The 18,974-nt window shown below is 41.8% G+C and carries 16 protein-coding genes; 9 read left to right on the forward strand and 7 right to left on the reverse strand.

All coding sequences use genetic code 11. The annotated features are described in order from the left end of the window. The first annotated feature begins 11 nt into the window (after positions 1-11). Positions 12-1,013, forward strand: coding sequence for an NAD(P)H-quinone oxidoreductase (locus E0F88_RS23545; RefSeq protein ID WP_310589730.1), 1,002 nt, complete (start codon positions 12-14; stop codon positions 1,011-1,013). Here E0F88_RS23545 and E0F88_RS23550 read toward each other — a convergent pair whose 3' ends face one another. After that, on the reverse strand, positions 1,014-2,087 hold the full coding sequence (locus E0F88_RS23550) for a DUF3500 domain-containing protein (protein ID WP_229213882.1): 1,074 nt from the start codon (positions 2,085-2,087) through the stop codon (positions 1,014-1,016). It abuts the gene before it with no gap. Between the two features lie 189 nt (positions 2,088-2,276). Between E0F88_RS23550 and E0F88_RS23555 the strand changes: the two genes are divergently transcribed. The 7 genes from E0F88_RS23555 to E0F88_RS23585 all read left to right on the forward strand — a co-directional run bounded on the left by E0F88_RS23555 (position 2,277) and on the right by E0F88_RS23585 (position 9,999). After that, positions 2,277-3,620 carry a deoxyguanosinetriphosphate triphosphohydrolase gene (locus E0F88_RS23555; protein ID WP_131960742.1) on the forward strand — a complete coding sequence of 448 codons (1,344 nt, stop codon included), beginning with the start codon at positions 2,277-2,279 and terminating at the stop codon, positions 3,618-3,620. A gap of 128 nt (positions 3,621-3,748) precedes the next feature. Continuing rightward, positions 3,749-4,873 (forward strand): FIST signal transduction protein, encoded by a 1,125-nt coding sequence (locus E0F88_RS23560; protein WP_131960743.1) that lies wholly within the window; start codon positions 3,749-3,751, stop codon positions 4,871-4,873. A 2-nt stretch (positions 4,874-4,875) separates the two neighbouring features. Then, positions 4,876-6,216 (forward strand): sensor histidine kinase, encoded by a 1,341-nt coding sequence (locus E0F88_RS23565; protein ID WP_131960744.1) that lies wholly within the window; start codon positions 4,876-4,878, stop codon positions 6,214-6,216. A 45-nt stretch (positions 6,217-6,261) separates the two neighbouring features. Further along, positions 6,262-6,693, forward strand: coding sequence for a response regulator (locus E0F88_RS23570; RefSeq protein WP_181956109.1), 432 nt, complete (start codon positions 6,262-6,264; stop codon positions 6,691-6,693). Between the two features lie 26 nt (positions 6,694-6,719). Then, on the forward strand, positions 6,720-8,693 hold the full coding sequence (locus E0F88_RS23575; RefSeq protein ID WP_131960745.1) for a response regulator: 1,974 nt from the start codon (positions 6,720-6,722) through the stop codon (positions 8,691-8,693). Between the two features lie 100 nt (positions 8,694-8,793). Beyond that, positions 8,794-9,018: a CDGSH iron-sulfur domain-containing protein gene (locus E0F88_RS23580; RefSeq protein ID WP_131960746.1), complete on the forward strand. Its 225-nt coding sequence runs from the start codon at positions 8,794-8,796 to the stop codon at positions 9,016-9,018. Between the two features lie 66 nt (positions 9,019-9,084). Further along, a complete protein-coding gene (locus E0F88_RS23585) occupies positions 9,085-9,999 on the forward strand; it encodes an alpha/beta hydrolase (RefSeq protein WP_229213884.1) in 915 nt (304 codons plus the stop codon). A gap of 12 nt (positions 10,000-10,011) precedes the next feature. Here the strand turns inward: E0F88_RS23585 and E0F88_RS23590 are convergent, their stop codons facing one another. From E0F88_RS23590 to E0F88_RS23615, 6 genes are all read right to left on the reverse strand, one after another. Beyond that, entirely contained in the window at positions 10,012-11,217 is a 1,206-nt protein-coding gene (locus tag E0F88_RS23590) for an ATP-binding protein (protein WP_229213885.1), read from the reverse strand. 40 nt (positions 11,218-11,257) lie between these two features. Further along, positions 11,258-11,899, reverse strand: a complete 642-nt coding sequence (pdeM, locus tag E0F88_RS23595; protein ID WP_131960747.1) for a ligase-associated DNA damage response endonuclease PdeM — start codon at positions 11,897-11,899, stop codon at positions 11,258-11,260. Next, positions 11,889-14,351: a ligase-associated DNA damage response DEXH box helicase gene (locus E0F88_RS23600; RefSeq protein ID WP_131960748.1), complete on the reverse strand. Its 2,463-nt coding sequence runs from the start codon at positions 14,349-14,351 to the stop codon at positions 11,889-11,891. The genes pdeM and E0F88_RS23600 overlap by 11 nt, the downstream gene beginning before the upstream one ends. Before the next feature lie 94 nt (positions 14,352-14,445). Continuing rightward, positions 14,446-15,618 carry an ATP-binding protein gene (locus E0F88_RS23605; RefSeq protein ID WP_131960749.1) on the reverse strand — a complete coding sequence of 391 codons (1,173 nt, stop codon included), beginning with the start codon at positions 15,616-15,618 and terminating at the stop codon, positions 14,446-14,448. A 41-nt stretch (positions 15,619-15,659) separates the two neighbouring features. Continuing rightward, positions 15,660-17,258, reverse strand: coding sequence for an ATP-dependent DNA ligase (locus tag E0F88_RS23610; protein ID WP_131960750.1), 1,599 nt, complete (start codon positions 17,256-17,258; stop codon positions 15,660-15,662). Between the two features lie 30 nt (positions 17,259-17,288). After that, a complete protein-coding gene (locus tag E0F88_RS23615) occupies positions 17,289-18,386 on the reverse strand; it encodes a ligase-associated DNA damage response exonuclease (protein WP_131960751.1) in 1,098 nt (365 codons plus the stop codon). 140 nt (positions 18,387-18,526) lie between these two features. Between E0F88_RS23615 and E0F88_RS23620 the strand changes: the two genes are divergently transcribed. Beyond that, positions 18,527-18,922 (forward strand): DUF5618 family protein, encoded by a 396-nt coding sequence (locus E0F88_RS23620; protein WP_229213886.1) that lies wholly within the window; start codon positions 18,527-18,529, stop codon positions 18,920-18,922. Positions 18,923-18,974 lie beyond the last annotated feature (52 nt).

Here is an 18,974-nt window from a genome sequence, read left to right on the forward strand (position 1 = left end):
TAAATGGAAGTATGGATAACCAAATGAATGCCGTCGTTATTACCCGGCCAGGCGGGCCGGAAGTTTTACAGATACAAAAAAGACCAATTCCGGAACCCTCGGCAAACGAGGTTCTCATCAAAATATATGCGGCTGGCGTCAATCGTCCGGATGTGTTTCAGCGCAAAGGATCTTATCCGCCTCCTCCTGGTGCTTCTGTTGACATTCCCGGCCTGGAAGTTTCAGGTATCATCGAAAAATGCGGAGAGGCGGTCACCGGATGGAAAGAGGGTGATGCGGTTTGTGCGCTTTTGCAGGGAGGTGGTTATAATGAATATGCAGCTGTCAGCGCAGGACAATGTTTACCCATCCCGTCAAATTTCAGTTTTGCAGAAGCTGCTTCTTTACCTGAAACGGTTTTTACCGTCTGGCAAAATGTATTTCAAAGAGGGGATTTAAAGGCAAGCGAACATTTTCTGGTACACGGCGGAAGCAGCGGAATCGGGATTACGGCAATTCAATTAACCAAGGCCTTTGGTGCCAAAGTTTTTGCGACAGCCGGAAACGATGAAAAATGTGATGCGTGTTTAAAACTTGGAGCAGATAAATGTATTAACTACAAAATGCAGGATTTTGAAAAAGAACTCAAAGACGACGGCGTGGATGTGATTCTCGATATGGTTGGCGGTGATTACATCTCCAAAAATCTCAGGTTACTTCGTGAAGAAGGCCGGATGATTTTCATTAATCTGATGAAAGGAAATAAGCCCGACCCCGCCGATCCTGTTGATTTTGGACTGGTTATGAAAAAACGCCTGATTATTTCCGGAAGCATGTTGCGCAGCCGGGATGCTGAGTTCAAGCGTGCACTAACCGCAGACATTCTAAAAAATGTATGGCCGGTAATAGAATCCGGAAAGTTTAAACCGGTAATTTTTAAACAATTCAAAATGGCGGAAGCACATCTGGCTCATGAACTGATCGATGGCGGCAGTCATATCGGCAAAATTGTGTTGACTAATAGTTGGGACTAATCAGCGATGTGCTTTGGCATAATGCGCCTTTAACATATCTTCTCCAAAATCATTGGTAAGATCCCGTACGACGGAATGGATATGATTTCCTCCGTTTTGGGTGTTATCAAATTCTATCAGAAATGTGGGTCCGTGGATTCGGTAATAATGCCCGTGTCCCGCACCAATTATCGGAGTTTGGTCGCCCATCCAGGCAAAGTGGATATTGTCCAGACCTGCTTTTGCCAATTGGCTTAATTGTTGGTTTCTCAATGTAACATGGTAGCGCTTTAAATATGAGAGAATCAGGTTTCCGAAAATCACTTTTTGCTCCGCGTTCATTTCTTTCATAGAAATCCCCTGTATTTTTTCAAGTGAAGCTTTCCGGCTGTTTGATGTAAAAATTTCGTTGGGAGCACTTTTTCCTATCAGTACTTTTTCAAGCTGAACCGGGCTCATTGTACGTAATAAATCGAATGCAATATTTTGTTCATCGGCCAATATTGTTCTTCCTTTTTGCGGAACATCAGCCAGAACCTTACCCGGATTACTTCCCATAAATCCGGGAGTAAAATCGACATTGCCATCGATTACGGTAAAATGCAGCGACAAATGATGCCCTTCTACCCGCCATCCCCAGGGATCTTTACCCGGAATACCATAAACAAGAAAAGCATAATTCTCAGGGTCTCGATACGTGTCATCCGCCGGACGGTTTTCAATCACCCGCAAAACGTTTTCAAGATCGATGATCTGCTGTGCTTTGCCATATCCTTCATCACTTAAAACCAAACGGATCATAGCCATTGCGGACTTCTGCTGCTCTGCATCCATTTTTTTGAGTGGAAGCCCTTTCCGGTCTCTGGGCGTAAAATGCCAGTCAAAACGAAGAGCGTCTTCAAATTCAATAGCCGCCAGCTGCCTTTGTTCCGTATTTAATGTTTTCAAAAAACCGCTTACAACCTCCGCCATTTTCACAGCCAAAACCGGATCCTTTTTTTTTACCTGTGCCTTTACCGAAAACGACAGAGTAAAAAACAGAGCAATGAGACCTAAGTTTTTAATCAGTAAATATTTGGAAAACCGCATATTCATTTTAATTAACGTCTGGTTTGAAAGAGTGATAAGAAGTATAAAATTTCATCTGTTTTCAAAAGGAAATTAATCCGGAAAACTACCACTCCTGAACTCAGATCGAACCTGTTTCAGACTTTCGTGATCATTATCATTAACCGTATTATTTCGCCAAAAGCAGTTAGATTTGCTTTATATAAACGTTGAACAATGAAGTGGGAAAAATTACTCTCTGCAAAAAGGTGGGGAAGCGAAGACAAATACATAGAAGACCAGGCCGAGGCAAGATCCGAATTCCAGCGCGACTACGACCGGCTGATTTTTTCATCCCCCTTTCGCAGGCTTCAGAATAAAACACAGGTATTTCCCTTACCAGGAAGCGTTTTTGTTCACAACCGGCTCACACACAGTCTGGAAGTTGCCAGTGTGGGAAGGTCTTTGGGAAGGATTTTTTATAATAAATTAAAAAAGGAAGAACCAGGAATCGACGACCGGCTTCCTTTGATCAGTGAAATTGGAAACATTGTTGCGGCAGCCTGCCTGGCGCATGATCTGGGAAACCCAGCTTTCGGACACTCTGGTGAAGCAGCAATTTCCCATTATTTTACACATGATAAAGGCCTGATTTATAAAGATAAAGTTACCGGGGCACAATGGGCCGACCTGACTCATTTTGAAGGAAACGCCAATGCTTTCAGGATTTTAACACATCCTTATGCAGGAAAAGGTTATGGCAGTTTTGCTCTCACCTACTCCACCCTTGCCTCTATTGCGAAGTACCCCTGCGAAGCAGCAGCGGGCCACGACAAGTCAAAAATTTACACCAAAAAATACGGTTTCTTTCAATCCGAACAGCAGGGTTTTCAGCGGATAGCGATGGATCTTGGTCTGGAAAAGGTGCAGGATTCTCCGCTGGTTTACAAAAGACACCCGATTGTATATCTGGTGGAAGCAGCCGACGATATTTGTTATAACATTATTGATCTGGAAGACGCGCACCGGCTTAAAATTTTGTCATACAACGATGTGGAAAGTTTGTTGTTACGTTTGTGCAACGACCCGAATCTTCCTGCACGACTCGCCGACATTGACGACGACGATGCCAAAATCAGTTTGCTTCGGGCAAAAGCCATCAACATTCTGATCACAACGTGCTCAGAGCTTTTTTACAGGGAACAGGAAAGTATCTTAAACGGAGACTTCAATTACAGTCTTATTGACGAAATTGATGAGCCTTACAGGTCTGTCATGAAGGATATTGAACACATATCAATAAAAAAAATCTACAATTACTCTTCTGTTGTACAAATTGAAGTTGCCGGTTATAAGGTGATGGGCGGATTGCTGGAAGAATTTATACCTGCTTATCTGAACAATAATTCTCATTATACCAGAAAGCTGGTCGAGCTTATTCCAAAGCAATTTATCACAAAAAATACAGACGAGTATTCCCGGATTCAGACCGTCCTGGATTTCATTTCCGGTATGACGGATCTTTATGCAGTTGAACTTTTCAGGAAAATAAAAGGGATTTCGTTTCCTTCAATTAGTTAAAAGCAAGTATCATTTAACTGAAATCTCCTTCTTAAAACAAAGTATATTTCCGGGCCTTGCTGCCACTTTTTTTTACGGCGAAACTTTTTGTAACTTGTTCATCTAAAACTCAACACCTCCTTCTCAGCATGAAAACCCAACAGCTTGTCTATACAGGAGAAACTTCTGTTAAACCATTCTCTTTTGCTCCTGATTTAATCTTTGTTTTTGGAAACAGAGAACTTCTTGAGAATACCAATCTTACCGTTCAGCTTCACGAATTGTATCCGGATGCCATCTTTTCAGGTTGCTCCACCGCAGGTGAAATTGCTGGTGAATCTGTTACTGACAATACCATCGTTATTTCTGCGATTCAGTTCGACAACACGCCGCTCGCTTCCGCAAAAGTATCGCTTACGGATGTTGACTTTAACAGCTTTGAAACAGGAAAAACACTGGTTTCCCATCTTCCGACAGAAAACCTTAAACACGTTTTTGTTGTTTCCGACGGTTTGCGCGTAAACGGCACCGATCTGGTGAAAGGTATGCGTGCCGGACTTGCTACCAATGTTACCATTACGGGCGGACTGGCAGGTGACGGCGCCAAATTCAGCAAAACAGTTATCGTTGAGCCAGACGGTGTTATTACCACAGAAAACGTTGCTGCCATTGGTTTTTATGGCGATTCTATTTCCATAGATTTTGGCTCTCGCGGTGGCTGGGACAGCTTTGGACTCGACAGGCTGGTGACCCGGTCACACGAAAATGTTCTCTTCGAAATCGATGGCGAACCGGCTCTTGACCTTTATAAATCTTTCCTGGGAGACCGTGCAAAAGACCTTCCTGCATCGGGACTTTTATTTCCGCTTAGTATGCGCGACAGTGAAGACCGTGCGCCGGTAGTAAGGACAATACTTGGAATTAACGAAGAGGAGAAAAGCCTGACCTTCGCAGGTGATATCCCTCAGGGTTCGTTTGTAAGGCTGATGAAAGCCAATAACGACCGCCTGATCACGGGAGCCGAAGAGGCCGCAGGAATTGCCATGGAAGGCCGCGGAGAAGCACCGGAATTTGCTATTCTGGTAAGCTGCGTTGGCCGCAAACTGGTATTAAAACAGATTGTGGAAGAAGAGGTGGAAAGTGTTTCAGAAGTATTGGGAAAACCTTCGATAGCCGGTTTTTACTCTTACGGCGAGCTTGCTCCTTTCAATAAAAATGTCTTTTGCGAGCTGCATAATCAAACAATGACAATCACTACATTCAGGGAAGAATAAAAATGCTAACCTCAGACTCAACGGAACTAAGTTATCATCGTCTTTTAAAACGGCAGATCCGAAAATCACTTCCATGCGAACTGGCCGAAGATCCGCGGCTTCACGAATTTCTAAGTTCCGTAAGCCAGGCATACCTGGAGTTTCAGGAAGACCTTGGCCGGGTTGAACATATTCTGGAACAGAGTTCAAACGAACTGTTTAAAACCAACCGTGAGCTAAGCCGGATAGCGGAGGAAAAAACCAAAGAGGCCGCTTTTTCTAATCAAAGGCTTGAAGAAGTAGTAAGCAGCATTTCGGAAGTGCTGGTGCAGCTGGACAAAGATGGCAATCTGGTTTATCTGAACAGCGCCTGGGAATCGGTGACAGGTTATAGCGTGGCTGAAAGTCTGGGTAAAAACTGGATGACATTCATTCCCGCCGAAGCAGGAAACGGTATTGCCGAATTACTTGATTCTGAAATAAAAACCATGGAGGCCACGGTTCAGATTTCCACCGCCGACCGAACCGAAAAATGGCTTGGCATTACACTGAGTCACCACATGTCGGCTGATGCTACCCATGTTGGTTACATCGGTACTTTTGTTGATATAACCCAGCGTGTTGAATCTGAGAAAAAATTAAAATCCTACATGCGGGATCTCGAAAAAATCAACGCAGAACTGGATCAGTTTGCTTACGTAGTTAGCCACGATTTAAAGGCCCCTCTCCGCGCGATCAATAATTTGTCGGAATGGATCGAAGAAGATATAACAGATCTGATTGAAGGAGATACAAAAGATCAGTTTAAATTACTTCGCGGGCGCGTTCACAGGATGGAAAGTCTCATCAACGGTATTTTGTCCTATTCCCGCGCCGGTCGTATCAAAACAACCAAAGAGCGTTTTTTGGTAAAAAGTATTGTGGATGATCTTTGTGAAACTTTTGGCACAAAAAAATCGGTCAGTTTTAACCTTGAGGGCGATCCGGAGCTTGAACTGGTTTCAGAAAAGATCACTTTGATGCAGATCCTGCAAAATTTCATGTCCAACGGTATCAAATATAATGATAAGCAGGACGTCGTTATTACCGTAGGCTGGCAGGAAACAGATTCTTTTATCCAGTTTTTTGTAGCTGATAACGGACCCGGAATCAGTCCGGAGTTTCATGACAAAATTTTTGTCATTTTCCAGACTCTACAATCCCGTGATGAAGTGGAAAGTACAGGGGTTGGACTCGCCATTGTCAAAAAAATAATGGATGAAAAAGGCGGAATAATACGTGTGGAATCTATAATGAAAGAGGGTACAACTTTCTTTTTCACCTGGCCTAAAAACGAAGTCAAAGATACTGATGCTCAACCCTAACCATTACGGAGCAGTATAATAAACCAAATTTATAAAAGTATTACAATGTTAATTTCAAATCCAATTCCCATGACGATCTTGTTGGTAGAAGATGACGAGGTAGATATCATGAATGTGAAGCGTGCATTCAAAAAAAATAACATTTCCAATCCCCTTTTGGTAGCCCATAACGGAATCGAAGCACTGGAGTTGTTACGTTCCAAAGCAGTGGACGCTCCAAAACCAAAAATTGTTTTGCTCGACCTGAATATGCCAAGAATGGGCGGAATTGAGTTTTTAAAAGAAATTCGTCAGGATCAGGAATTGAGCGCATTATCCGTTTTTATCATGACAACTTCCAATGAAGATGGTGATAAAATCGATGCATTTAACCTTAATGTAGCGGGTTACATTTTAAAGCCACTGTCAATGGACCGTTTCATTGCAGCTGTGTCGACTCTGAACAGTTACTGGACACTTTGCGAATTCCCTGAATAAATAAAAACTGCCTTTCTCGCTCCTTTATGACACCCCTTACCATTCTTTTAGTAGAAGATGACAACATTGATGCAATGGAGTTCAGGCGTGCGTTGAAAAAAAGTCAGGTCGAAATAGCCGAGATCAGAGTTTGTAAATATGCCGAAGAAGCATTGCAGACTTTGGAAGCCTGGCAGCCTGGCTGTGTTTTTATCGACTACCAGCTTCCTAAAACCAATGGATTGGAGCTGCTGAAAAAGATTAAGAGAATGGCGCCAAATCTGCCGGTAATTGTGCTCACTTCACAGGGTGATGAGCGCATTGCGGTGGAAATGATGAAAGCGGGTGCGATGGATTATTTTCCAAAGTCCGAAATTAATGCCGAGAAGCTGACAAAGGCTTTCCATACAATGAACCAAATGTTCGAAATGGAAAGACAACGGGTTGAAACGCAGAAAGAACTCTCAGAAAAGGAAGAGTTTATAGATAAAATTGCCCTCTTATCTCCCAATATTATTTATGTAATTGACATAGAAAAATGGACAGATATCTTCCATAACAAGCAGATTTGGGATATTTTAGGTTATACCGAGGAAGATCTTATGGCAGAAACTGACAGTATTTTTCTTAAAATTATCAACATACAGGATCAGATTCGTTTCCGTCAGCATTACAGACATATCCGTCAATCGGTCAGGGACGGAGAAGTGGTTGAAAAAGAATTTCGCCTGAAACATAAAAATGGATCGGAAGTTTGGATTATCACCCGGGAAGTTCCGTTTAAACGTAATGAAAAAGGCGAAGTTCAGGAAGTATTGGGGACCGCTATTGATATTACCCGCAGAAAGTTTGTTGAAAATGAACTGATACGTGCGAAAAAGGATGCAGAAGAAGCTTCACGGATTAAATCCGATTTCCTGTCAACCATGAGCCACGAGATCCGTACCCCGATGAATGCCATAATCGGTTTTACGGATTTACTGCTCGACAGTGACTTTACAGGACAAAATCAGCAATACCTTAATACGATTAAATATTCTGCTGATAATCTGATGGTTATCCTGAATGATATCCTCGACTTTTCAAAGATTGAAGCCGGCAAATTTGATCTTGAGAACTTCGAATTTGACCTGCGGGAAAAACTGGGATACCTGCAGCAAACCTTCGAAGTAAAAGCAAAACAAAAGAATATTGAGCTTGCATTTAAGGTAGATCAGGACGTTCCGGAATTCCTGGTTGGTGATGCTTACCGGCTGAATCAGATTTTGGTGAATTTACTTGGTAATGCTCTCAAATTCACTTCCGTTGGATTTGTACGCCTTTGGGTGATGGTTGAAAAAGATCACGGAGATAATGTGGATCTTAAAATCGAAGTTTCCGACTCAGGAATTGGTATTTCGGAAGATAAGCTGAATATCATTTTTGACAGTTTCTCGCAGGCACATCAAAACAATGCCTCCAAATATTTCGGAGGTACCGGGCTGGGATTGACCATTACCCGTAAGATCACCGAAATGATGAATGGCTCCATTTCTGCCCGAAGCGAGCTGGGCCAGGGCGCTACGTTCTGTGTTTACCTGAATTTCAGAAAAAGTGTCAAACCAATGGTGAAATCCAATGTCAATATCACCGCCAACTTTACATTGAAAGGCTATCGAATTTTGGCAGCAGAAGATATTCTGGCGAATCAGATTTTACTGAAACATTTGTTAAAAAAATGGGAGGCTGATTTTATCATTTGTAATAACGGGCAGGAAGTGCTGGACACGATAGAAACACAGCAATTTGACCTCATCCTGATGGATATTCAAATGCCCGTAATGGATGGAATTGTGGCAATGAAAACGATCCGGAAGCTTCATCCGGGTTATGTAAATGTGCCCGTAATTGCATTTACAGCAGATACATTTGCCGAACGAACTCCAGAAATTGCAGAATGTTTTTTTAATGATTTTGTAACAAAACCCTTTAAAACAGAAGAACTTATCAAGAAAATCTCACGTCATTTATTGCCAGTTTAAAACGCTTCCCCCACAGAAAATGTATTTGTACTAATCCTAAACTGCATTTTGCTGCTTCCGGCTTCAATCAGGACCCTTACCTTTGTCATAAAAATTCATCATGACGAAAGTAAAACTTACAATAAACAACAACGGTTCGGTTAAGATAGACGGAGATTTCGAGATCGTCGACATGCAGGGAAACAATTATGGTTTGCAGGGAAGGACGGTAGTATCAATATGCAGATGCGGAATGTCGGCTAACAAACCTTTTTGCGACGGATCGCATAAAGGTCACTTCGAACACAATGCAGTAGCCTTTGATTTACCTCCAAAAAAGGCTTAATCTCCAATCAAATCGATTTCTGATTTCGCAACGTAAGTATGTTAATACATTATAACACCTATCGTTGTGAAACCAGAAATCCGCATTACATTCCTCATACTTTCGATAATTATCGGCGCGATCTTGCTGACCCTTTCCGGTTGTTCATTAAAAAGAATAAACCGGACAAAGGACCTCGTTTATACAGAAGCTGGCAAAATTGTTGAAACAGATCAGCAGCTTAGCATCTTCGCTCCCGGAAAATCCAAAACGCCAGATGATGTTCTGGTTTTTATTCATGGCGGAAACTGGAATTCAGGAAAAAAATCTCAGTACAATATCATTGGAAGTCACTGGGCGAAAAAAGGTGTCGTATATGTTATTATCGATTATCCGCTTAGTCCTGCTGCCGATTACAGAGAAATGGCGATGGCATCCGCTATATCCGTAAAATGGGTGAAGGAAAATATTAGCCGCTATGGAGGAAATCCTGAGAGGATTTTTGTGTCCGGGCACTCGGCAGGCGGCCATCTGGCTGCTCTAATTTCCACGGATGATCAATATTTTGAACAGCTTGGAATAAAAAATCCAATTGCCGGAACTGTGCTTATCGACGCAGCCGGATTGGATATGTATGGTTATTTGATGGAAGAAAAATTTGCAAAAGGCCACACTTATTTAAAAACTTTCACCGACGACCCCAAAACCTGGAAAGAAGCTACACCACTTTATCATTTACACAAAAACATGCCGCCTATGTTGATTTACCGCGGTGGAAAAACCTACGAATCAATTTTAGAAAGCAACGAAAAATTCATAAAAGCTTTGCAGGATTATGCTCCCGGAACGCCTTATCACATCCAGGAAAAGAAAAAACACATCCCTATGATCACCCAGTTTTTCAATCCCTGGAATGATCGTTATGATGAGATCATTGAATTCATGGGGAAGGTTGATGAAAGAAAGAATTCATCGGAATCAGATATTGTTAAGAAAAATTAAGATTTTAAAACACTAAATATTGCTTCTAACCATTGACAGCCAGTTCATAACATTTATTCCGTTTGATCTTTCTTCCTCCTGATCACCTGCATAAACAATCAAGCCCGATTTTTGCCCGCTTAATTTATTCCAATAAATTAAGCTTTTGAAAAATTCACTGTTTATGGTTTTACCAGCTTTTATTTCAACAGGCAATAACGAAGTGCCATTGTCGATAATCACATCAACTTCATGCCCGGTTTTATCACGCCAATAGTATAAATTGATTTGTTTCCCTGTATTGGTTCGTTTTTTTACCAATTCTGTTACTACCAAACTTTCAAACAAACTGCCTCTCAACGGGTGTTGTAATAATTGATCTTTTGAAATAATACCTAGTAACGAGCAAACCAGACCTGTATCATAAAAATAAATTTTGGGCCTTTTTATCAAAGTTTTATTAAAGTTTTTATAATGTGGTCTTAACAGATAAATAATAAAACTACTTTCAAGAATTCCAATCCACGACTGAATCGTTTTAGTATCCACACCTGTTTCCACGGCTAGCGAAGTCAGGTTCAGTTCCTGACCGGATCTCCCGGCCAGGAAGCGCATGAAACGTTCAAAAACAATCAGATCAGTTATATTTTTTATCTGCCTGACATCTCTGTCAATGTAGGTTCTTAAATAATTTGGATACCAGTCCTCAGGAGGGATACCCATGTCATAGATCGGCGGATATAAGCCCTTTAATATCAATTCGTTTTCATCCGGTGCCGCTTTACTGCCAGCAAATAACTCATCTGTGCTGAACGGTAAGAGATTCAGAATTGCGACACGCCCGGCAAGGCTTTGCGAAATATTTTGCTGTAAAAGAAAATTATTGGAACCTGTAAGTATAAAACGTCCGGCCTCTTGCGAAGAGTCGAGAATCTCCTGGAGATAGGAGAACAATTCCGGAGTTCGCTGAACTTCGTCAAAAATTGCGCCGGATTCGTAACCATTTAAAAATCCTCTGGGATCTTCAATAGCAAATCTTCTTGTGTCGGGATTCTCCAGTGATAAATAAACCTTCTCAGGAAAAAGTGATTTGACAAGTGTTGTTTTACCGGATTGTCTTGGCCCGGTAATAGCCACCGACTTAAACACCTTTGACAATTGAAGGACTTTTTGACTTGCAATTCGTTCTATCATAAGCAAATATACCAAAAACCGGAAAAATATGGAATCTGATTCCATATTTTTCCGGTTTTATCATAACAAGCTTATAAACAAATAATTATCCTACCCGAAAAACCTTTGTTTCAGTTGTGATAAATATGTTTCTCCTGTCAGCCAGATCCATCTGAAACCCTCCTGTAAAAACGCCGAAGCTTGGCAAAATGGCCTGATTGGGATCAACTACAAAACAGGGTAAACGAAAACTCTGCCGGCCTTTTCCGTAGGTAGTAAAAACAGGATGCACATGTCCTGCAAATACAAATTTCTCCGGATCAGGTTCTACCTTGGGATGATGAGTAAAAACAAAATTCTCTTCTTCAAAGTCGTTGATAAAAACCCGTAAGTCAGCTTCAAGAAACATACTTACCGGCAAAATATCGTGATTGCCCATTACGATAAGCATGTCGATGTAGTGATGCTTATTTCGCCAGGTTACAAAAGTGTCCCACTCGGAATTGTAATCGCTGTGAAACAAATCGCCCAGGAAAATAATGCGGCTTGCTCCTGTATTCTGAACCAGATGATTGAGTCTTTCAAAATTATTATCAGCGGCGATCGTTGGAACCGCAATACCTTCTTTTCTGAAATGTGTGATTTTCCCTAAATGCAGATCTCCGATTAATAATGTTTGTGTTTCTTCCCAAAAAATGGCACGCTGTGAAAGTAATATAAAATGGTTTCCTCTAATTTCAATCTGCATCACTATACTGTTTTAACATCTTCTGGATACGGTCTTCCAGCTTCTCCGAAGTTAGCTGTTCCCGAAGCCGGTCCACCATTATAGGGAACGAAAAAGGCGTCGGCTTTCTCGTTATTTTTATAATTATTTTTTGAGTTGCAATCCGGTCAAGCGCCCTTCGCATCCGGACTTCTTCCAACTGATAGGTCAACACTTCCTGAAATGCCTGATTTACAAGCAAATTATTATTTTCATATTTTGTCATCACTGTAAACAGCAATGAGCTGGAGGCTTGTATATGTTTGGTTTTCATAAATTTCCCGGGATAACCCTGAAACATGAGTCCTGCAATAGCTGCAATTTCCCGGAACTTTCGTTTTGCCATCTCTGTCGCGTTGACACTTTGGTAAATGTCGTCAACCAAATGAGCCGTTGAAAACAAGTCCGTTTGTTTCATGACTTTTTCAAGATCGACATACTGGTCGCTCAGCAATTCAAAACCATAGTCATTCATGGCAAGCGAGAATGTGATCGGAGACAATTTACTGATCCGGTAAGCCAAAATGATCGCCATACCTTCATGAACCAGTCGCCCTTCAAACGGAAAAACAAAAATATGATGTCCTTCCCGTGTTTCGCATTGTTCAATTAACAATTCCGTTTTTTTAGGAATGGCTGAACGCTCTCTTTGTAATTCGAGAAGCGGCTTAAGTTTCGTAAGTTCTTTTTCGTTCAACGGATTTTCAATGGCACTGTCGATCCTGTCCCTGATAAAAGTCGATAATTGAGACGACAGTGCCATACGGCTTCCCGCCCAGCGTATTAAAAATCCCTTTTTGCCTTCGGCTTTTTTAACAGTAACCGTCATTTCATGAATCCGTACAAATTCCAGGCTCATACCACCAAAGTAAAATGTATCGCCGGCTTTCATACGGGTAGCAAATGTTTCCTCTATTGAACCTATATATTTTCCATGCTGAAATTTTACTTTTAAAACCGTATCCGAGACAATCGTACCCATGCTCAGCATGTGCCTGTGTGCTATGCGACGGCTGGTTACTACATATCGCCCATCTATTCTTTCTACCTTTTTGTATTCGTCATATACTTCCAAAGACGGACTTCCGGTTGTAATATAACCCAGCAGCCACTCCCATTCCTGACGATTGATAAACTGATAGCCATAACAATTTCTGACTTCCTCAAACAATTGCTTTTCTTCAAAACCTCCGCCAACTGCAAGAGTAATCATCCATTGTGCTAAAACATCAAAAGCATGAATAACAGGCGGACGATCTTCAATCATTTTCTTTTCAACACCATCTCTCAGTGAAACAGCTTCTACCAGCTCCAATGCATTGGTTGGACAAAAATAAATTTTACTGGCAACGCCTGGCCTGTGCCCACTCCTGCCCGCACGCTGAATAAACCTGGCGATACTTTTAGGACTTCCCACCTGAATAACGGTATCAACCGGACGAAAATCGACACCCAAATCCAGACTTGCCGTGCAGATTACCAGTTTTAATCTTTCATCATGCAAGGCCTCCTCAACCCAATCACGCACCTCCCTGTCAAGTGATGCATGATGAAGCGCCATAATACCGGCAAATTCCGGATATTTTTCAATAACCGTCCGGTACCAGACTTCTGCCTGCGCACGGGTATTTGTGAAAATTAAAGTTGTTTTACTTTTTTGAACAATTTGGACAACATAATCAACCAGTTTCGTTCCCATATATCCGGCCCAGGGAAGCGTTTCCACTTTTTCAGGCAAGATGCTTTCGACAAGAATTTTCTTTTCTGTTTTTGATTTAATAATCACATTGTCTTCTTCCGCAGAATCCATACCAACAATCACCTGTTTTGCTTCTTCCAGATTGCCAATGGTCGCTGAAATCCCCCAGGTTTGCAAATGAGGATTAATCGTTCTTAATCTTGCTATGGCAAGTTCAGTTTGTGTACCACGCTTGCTCCCCATGAGCTCATGCCATTCATCGACGACAATGGTATGCAGGTTTTTAAAAGTTTCTGAACTGTCTTTTTGTGCAAATAAAAGATGTAGACTTTCCGGCGTGATCAGCAAAGCTTCCGGCATTTGCTTTTTTTGGCTGGCTCTTTCTTTGGTACTGGTATCGCCGGAACGGACACCAATCCGTAAATTCAGATTCATTTCCAAAGCGGCTGCCTCCATGTTTCTGAAGAGGTCTTTGGAAAGCGCACGCAAAGGCGTAACCCATAAAATCTGCAATCCTTTACTTCTTTTTGCAGGATTTTTGGGTAAAGAATTGATGTATCGTATCAAAAAAGGAATCCACAAAGAATAAGTTTTCCCGCTGCCGGTAGGCGCATTTACCAACCCACTTTTGCCCGAAAGATATGCTGCAGCTGCCTCCTTTTGAAAAGCCGCCCACTTCCAGTTTTTCGATTTAAACCATTGCTCAACAATGATATGTCCGCGGGATTTTGTCAAAGGGGATAAAGTTACAAATGACTCAATATTTACATGTCAGTTGATTTAAAAATGTTGTTCCAAACAAAATGATGTGTTACAATTCATTTAAAATCTATTTATTTAACAACTCTTCCATCAACGAAAATAAAGATATTGCCATAATTCCCTCTCCCATGGAAAAAGTATCCCTCCCTGCGTAAACTACAAATTTGCGATCTGGCTTTACATCTTCACAGGCAGTATGAAATCCTCTTGACAGCTTTGGCGCTGAGTTTCTCTTTATTTCAATTGCCCATTTTTCGCCCCCGGCAAATTCCAGTATTAAATCAATTTCTGCTCCACCAGGACTTCGATAGTAAAATGATTGTGTCCGGGATGGAGCTACTCCAATTATATTCTCTATCACAAACCCTTCCCAGCTACCACCAACCACGGGATGCCCAAGCAAACTATTATAGTCACCGATGTTGAGCAAAGCATGTGTAATGCCGCTGTCTCTTAGGTATATTTTTGGACTGCGCACTAATCTTTTACCAACGTTAGTCGTCCAGGGTCGTAAACGCCTTACCAAAAGCAGGTCGGCCATCAGATCCAGATACCTGCCAATAGTAACTCCTGAAACTTCCAGGTTCCGGGCTAAATGGGCTGCATTTAAAACACTACCCTGATTATGAGCGAGCATAGTCCAAAATCTTTCTAAAGTGGCCGCAGGTATTCGGGGACCAAACTGAGGAATATCTCGTTCTAAATAAGTTTTGATGAAATCCAACCGCCACTCCATACTGTCTGAATCTGAGCTGGTAAGAAGACTTTCAGGAAAACCTCCTCTTAACCAGAGGACATTCATCTTTTCCACATCGTCTCCTGCATACTCCAAAATATCAATCGGATAAAGCTCAATGTAAGAAATACGCCCTGCAAGAGATTCTCCAGATTGTTGTAGCAGATCCATTGAAGCAGATCCAAGAAATAGAAACATGCCGTATCTATTATCCTTCCTACGCTCCTGATCAATGATACCACGAAGTTCCATAAATAATTCCGGAAGTTTTTGTACCTCGTCCAGAATGATCAGGCTTTCACGGTTGGCTTCATGAAAAGTTCTAAAATCCTTTACTTTTTCAAGATCCAATCGATTTTCTAAGTCGAGGTATATAGAAGGTTTTGATTCCGAAACGCTGAGGGCAATCGTCGTTTTTCCGATTTGGCGTGGCCCCATCAGTGCGACAGATGCACTTCTTCTTAACGCATCTTTTAATTTTGCTTCTATTCTTCTATCTATCATCTCTGCAAATCTAACATTAAATGTAAGATTTGCAGACTTATTTACTTATAAACCTCCAATATTCCCTTCAAATTCGCGAGTGTATCCGCCTCGGCAGCTTTTTTGTCTTTTCTCCATCTTAAAATCCTGGGAAAACGAACGGCAATGCCCGATTTATGTCTTGAAGATTCATTGATTCCTTCAAATCCGATTTCAAAAACCAGTTCGGGTTTTACGGTACGCACAGGGCCGAATTTTTCGAGAATATTACGTTTGATAAAATAATCAACCTGCCCGATCTCCGCATCCGTTAATCCGGAATATGCCTTTGCAAATGGAATCAGTTTGCCATCTTCGCCCCAAACAGCGAATGTATAATCCGTGAATAGCTCGGCTCTTCGTCCCGAACCCTTTTGGGCATAAATCAAAACAGCATCAATACTTAGCGGATCAATTTTCCATTTCCACCAGTCCCCTTTTTTTCGCCCCACCTGGTAGGTACTGCTTTTTCTTTTGATCATAAATCCTTCCGCAATATTTTCCCTCGACGTTGGATGCAGGTCATGCAAGTCGCTCCATTGCGAAAATTCAACCAGCCGAGAAAGGTTGAAAACATTTTGCACCGGAATATCAGCATGGATTTGTTCAAGCTGTGCGCGTCTTTCCTGTTGAGAATTGCTGCGAATGTCAATTCCGTTGGCTTCCATTATATCGTAGGCAATAAAAGCAACCGGCGCTTCTTCCAATACTTTTTTTGATAAATTTTTACGACCTATCCTGGTTTGCAAAACACTGAATGGCATCGGTTTATTCTCAAAATAACTTACAATTTCTCCATCCAGAACCGTTCCGTCCGGAAGTACCGAGCTCAGAAAATGAAGTTCCGGAAATTTATCGGTTGATAATTCTTCGCCCCGTGTCCAGATAAATAATTCATTGTTTCTGTAAATGATCTGCGACCTGATACCATCCCATTTCCATTCAACAAACCAGTCTTCAGCGTTTCCCAAACCAGACACATCGCCCTCGATCGGATAAGCCAGAAAAAACGGATAGGGTCTTGAAGCATTGTCGTTTTCGCCTTCATCCAGAATCAGGTTTTTGAAATTTGTATCCAGCGGATCCCAGTTTCCCATCACACGGTGCGCTACTACACTCGGATCAGTAGAAGTTGCTTCTGCCAGGGCACGTACTACCAACGTCTGCGAAACGCCAATACGAAAACTGCCCATTAATAACTTATTGAAAACGAAAGTTTCATGCTGTGACAATTGGGACCAGGCCTGAAGAATATGATCATGCTTTTCTTCGTCCGTCATTTTTGGTAATAATCCCAGATAGTGAAACCAGTCTGACAACGATTTATCAGAATCCTCTGATTTCGTTCTGGGTAAAATCAGCGAAATTGTTTCGCCCAAATCTCCTACACTTTGATAACTTTCCTGGAAAAGCCACATGGGAATGTTCGCTTCTGCCGCCGCCCATTCTTTCACCTGTGTCCGGTTGACCTTAAAAGATGGCCGCCTGCCTGTAAACAAAGTCAGTGCCCACATCTTGTCTTCATCCGACGCAGTTTGAAAGTACTGTTTCATCAACTCCACCTTTGCATTGGTTTTGTTGGTCCGGTCGAGGTTCATGAAAAGTTCAGCGAATTGTTTCATTGTCGGCGATTGGCTTTTAGCGGTTAGGGATTAGCTTAGTTTCAGATCGGGATCGTCCGGAACTGGCGATATGTCTTTGTTATTCTCAATCCCTTCTGCTTCCGGTCCTTCTCCTGTTGCACGGTCTTCTGTTTCCTCTTCATTACCGTACATGGTTGTTACCTCTCCCGCTTCAATTCCGTTTTCATTCAGCCAGCGGGAATATATGCTGGTATAACCATGCGTAACATAAACCTTTTCTGCCCCTGATTCAATCACAGCGGTATTCAGATCGGGCCAGTCTACATGATCACTCAAAATAAACCCCTGGTCAACGGCTCTTCGGTTTTTTGCACCCCGCAAAGCCATCCAACCCGAGCAATATCCAAGAGAATAAGGATTAAACTTACTGATCCAGGTGCTGCTGTCTACGGACGGAGGAGCCAACACAAGTGATCCTCTGAAAAGCTTTTTGTCTGTTTCCTTCGTCACCAGGGTTAGTTCCGGCAGGTCATGGCCAGCTTCTCTGAGTCTTTCGTTTAAAATATAAATAGCTCCGTGGGCGTAAATAGGCCCATCAGGCAACTGAATTCCTTTTAAAATCCGCTGCATTTTTCCCAATGAATAACCCATGAGAATACTGGCTTTGTCCTCCTGCTTGTTTTGGGCAAACCAGTTATCTATCTCCGAAAAGATTTCCTGTTGCGGCTGCCACTTGTAAATGGGCAAACCGAAGGTAGACTCTGTTATAAAAACATTACATTTTACCGGCTCGAAGGGCGCAGCAAATCCATCATCTTCAAGCTTGTAATCGCCACTTGCTACCCAAACTTCTCCTTTGTATTCTACCCGAACCTGGGCAGAGCCGATAATATGGCCCGCCGGATGTAATGAAAAAACAACACCGTTGATGACAAATTTCTCACCATATTCAACCGTTTGCAAAGAAATATCGGGACCAAGGCGAAGGCGTAAGATAGCCTCACTGTCTTTATGGGCAAGATAATGTTTGCTTCCCCAGCGTGCATGGTCGCTGTGCGCGTGTGTGATGATCGCACGGTCCACAGGTATCCACGGATCGATGTGTGCATCTGCCTGAGCACAGTAAATACTTTTGCCGGTAAATTGTAAAACGGGTTGTGATGCCATGACGACGAATTCAATAAAAGCATGCCAATAATAATCACTACTCACGTCCGGTGTTTAGTAAAAAAATAGTGTTATTTTCGAGATTACTTTTCTGAAAATTGTAGTCAGATCAATAAATTCATTTTCACTAAGTCTTGATTATGACAAACGAAAACACTGAAATAACAACTCTGCCTGCTCAGGAAGCTGCAAGATATCTGCAAAATGCCCGTGAAATACTGAGCGAAAAAGCGGGTAAAAAAGATGGCTTGTATGCTGATGTAAAATATGTGAAAATGGCCGCGGGAACTGCTTATTCAGCGGCTTTGCTTATTTTGGATGAATACTTAAAACAAAAAGAAGGAATCAAATTTATCAAGCCTAAAAGTATTGAAGACTACATAAGTCGTATTAGAAAATACGACAAGAAGTTGTTATCGTTGCTTGTAGATATATATGATGAACTTCATTTAGCCGGTTATTATCACGGGACAAGATCAGTTAATACCATCCAAACCGGTTTAAACAATGTAACCAAAATGCTTGCTTATATTTAACTCCTGCCCATCGGTGTTTATTCCAATTCAATTCTTACTACTTTTGCCCGTA

It is taken from the genome of Dyadobacter psychrotolerans (assembly GCF_004349265.1).
GTDB classification, from domain to species: Bacteria; Bacteroidota; Bacteroidia; order Cytophagales; family Spirosomataceae; genus Dyadobacter; species Dyadobacter psychrotolerans.